Below are 2,689 nucleotides of genomic sequence, written 5' to 3' on the forward strand. Positions count from 1 at the left end.
TTTTCGTTTTTTCGCTGCAAAAGCTGCTGCCGGGCGATCCGATCCTGGCGATGGCAGGAGAAGAGCGCGATCCGGCGGTGATGGAGCTGCTGCGTGAAAAATATCGCATGAACGACCCGGTGGTGTATCAGTACTTCTACTGGCTTGGGGCCGTGGCGCAAGGCGATTTTGGCGTGTCGCTGCGCACCAATCAGCCGGTGCTGGAACTGATCGGCGAAAAACTGCCGGTCACCCTGCAACTGGCGGTGATGGCGATGTTCTTCGCGCTGATCATCGGGGTGCCTATCGGCATTCTGGCGGCGGTGAAGCAGAACACGACGCTGGATTATCTGGCTAACGTGGTCGCGCTGTCGGGGCTGTCGATCCCCAACTTCTGGCTCGGCATCATGCTGATTCTGCTGGTATCCGTGCAGCTGGGCTGGTTGCCCGCGTCGGGCTATGAATCGTTGTTGACCGACCCGCTGCGCTCGCTGCAAACGACCCTCATGCCTGCCTTCGTGCTCGGCACCGCGCTGGCGGCCACGCTGATGCGGCATACGCGATCGGCGATGCTGTCGGTCATGAAAGCGGACTATATCCGCACGGCGCGCGCCAAAGGGTTGTCCAACCGCGAGGTGGTGCTAAGCCACGCTTTTCGCAATGCGCTGTCGCCCATCATTACGCTGACGGCGCTGCTATTCGGCGAACTGCTGGCGGGCGCGGTCCTGACCGAACAGATTTTCACGATCCCCGGCTTCGGAAAGCTGATCGTCGATGCGGTGTTCAACCGTGATTACGCGGTGGTTCAGGGCGTGGTCCTGTGTACGGCGGTCGGCTTTATCGTCATGAACCTGCTGGCGGACGTCGCCGCCATGCTGCTGAATCCGCGAATGAGGAGCGCGCTATGAGCCTGACTGATCCTATCGTCGTCGTCGCGCCGCAGGCCGTCGCAGGCAACCGCGCCTGGAAGAAGATGAAGCGCAATCGCAGCTCTATCGCCGGTCTGATCATCATCGTCTTTTTTGCGCTCTTGGCGGTGCTGGCGCCGCTGCTGCCGTTGGCCGATCCGCTGGCGACCAGCTGGAGCGCGATCCGTAAAGCGCCGTCGGCCGCGCACTGGTTGGGGACGGACGACATCGGGCGCGACGTGCTGTCGCGGATGGTGTGGGGCGCGCAGGCCTCGCTGATGGCGGGGGTAATCTCCGTCGCTATCGCCGTGTTGACCGGCGTGCCTTTCGGGCTGATCTCCGGCTATTTCGGCGGCTGGGTCGATCAGGTGATTTCCCGCGTGACCGAGGCGTTTCTGGCGATGCCTTTCCTGATTATGGCGATTGCGCTGGCGGCCTTTCTCGGCCCGAGCCTGACCAATGCGATGATCGCCATCGGCCTGTCCGCGATGCCGATTTTTATTCGGCTCACGCGTTCGCAGGTGCTGGCGGTCAAAACCGAAGACTACATCGAAGGCGCGCGCTCTATCGGACTGGGCCACGGCGATATCCTATTGCGCTACATCCTGCCGAATATCCTGCCGCCGATTATCGTACAGGCGACGCTGACGGTGGCGACCGCGATTATCGCGGAAGCCAGCCTGTCCTTCCTCGGGCTGGGTCAGCAGGCGCCCGCGCCCAGCTGGGGGTCGATGCTGAACGTCGCTAAAAACTTCCTGACTCAGGCGCCCTGGATGGCGATGTGGCCGGGGGCCGCCATTTTTCTGGTGGTGATTGGCTTTAACCTGCTGGGCGACGGCTTGCGTGATGCGCTCGACCCGCGTGAAAACTCATAACAGAAGGAAAGCGTCATGAATGCATTCACCACGCGTCCGGAGATTTTAGGCACCTTCGGCGTGGTTACCTCGACCCACTGGATCGCCTCCGCCGTCGGCATGAGTATATTGGAAAAGGGCGGCAACGCCTTTGACGCGGCCGTGGCGACCGGCTTTGTCTTGCAGGTGGTCGAGCCGCATCTGAACGGTCCCGGCGGCGACATGCCCGCCGTGATCTATTCGCGTAAAAAAGACAAGGTAGAGGTGATCTGCGCGCAGGGCACCGCACCGGCGGCGGCGACGCTTGAGCACTATACCGCCGAAGGACTCGACCTGATCCCCGGCGACGGTCTGCTGGCGACGGTGATCCCCGGCTCGTTCGACGGCTGGATGCTGATGCTGCGAGACTACGGCACGATGACCGTGCGCGAGGTGCTGGAACCGGCCATCGGCTATCTGGAGAACGGTCATCCGTTGTTGCCGAGAGTGGCGGCGACCATCAGCGATTTGGCTGAGTTCTTCCGCACGGAGTGGCCGACGTCGTACGCCACGTGGCTGCCCGGCGGCACCGCGCCTGCCGCGCTGTCGAACTTCACCAACCCGGTTCTGGCCGAAACCTGGAAACGCATTATCCGGGAGTCCGAAGCCCGACCGGGGCGTGAGGCCGGTATCGATGCGGCGAGAGATGCCTTTTACCGCGGTTTTGTCGCCGAGGCTATCGCGGACTATCTGCAAACGGCCGAGGTGATGGACGCCAGCGGGCATCGCCATAAAGGCGTGCTAACCGCCGACGATATGGCGAACTGGCAGGCGACGATCGAAACGCCCACCACGTATGACTACCACGGTTGGACCGTCGCCAAAACCGGGCCGTGGGGGCAGGGACCGGTGCTGTTACAGTCGCTGGCGCTGCTGAAAGGCATCGACCTGTCTCTTATACACATCTGA

3 protein-coding genes are annotated in these 2,689 nt (G+C 62.3%); all 3 read left to right on the plus strand.

Annotation, left to right across the window (positions count from 1 at the left end; genetic code table 11):
* The coding region (locus Q7O77_RS16695; RefSeq protein WP_304169856.1) for an ABC transporter permease at positions 1-887 on the plus strand (887 nt) is incomplete at its 5' end.
* Positions 884-1,762: an ABC transporter permease gene (locus tag Q7O77_RS16700; protein WP_304169858.1), complete on the plus strand. Its 879-nt coding sequence runs from the start codon at positions 884-886 to the stop codon at positions 1,760-1,762. The genes Q7O77_RS16695 and Q7O77_RS16700, both read left to right, overlap by 4 nt.
* Before the next feature lie 15 nt (positions 1,763-1,777).
* Positions 1,778-2,689: a gamma-glutamyltransferase gene (locus Q7O77_RS16705; protein WP_304169860.1), complete on the plus strand. Its 912-nt coding sequence runs from the start codon at positions 1,778-1,780 to the stop codon at positions 2,687-2,689.

The sequence above is a fragment of the Lonsdalea britannica genome (assembly GCF_946477055.1).
GTDB classification, from domain to species: Bacteria; Pseudomonadota; Gammaproteobacteria; order Enterobacterales; family Enterobacteriaceae; genus Lonsdalea; species Lonsdalea britannica_A.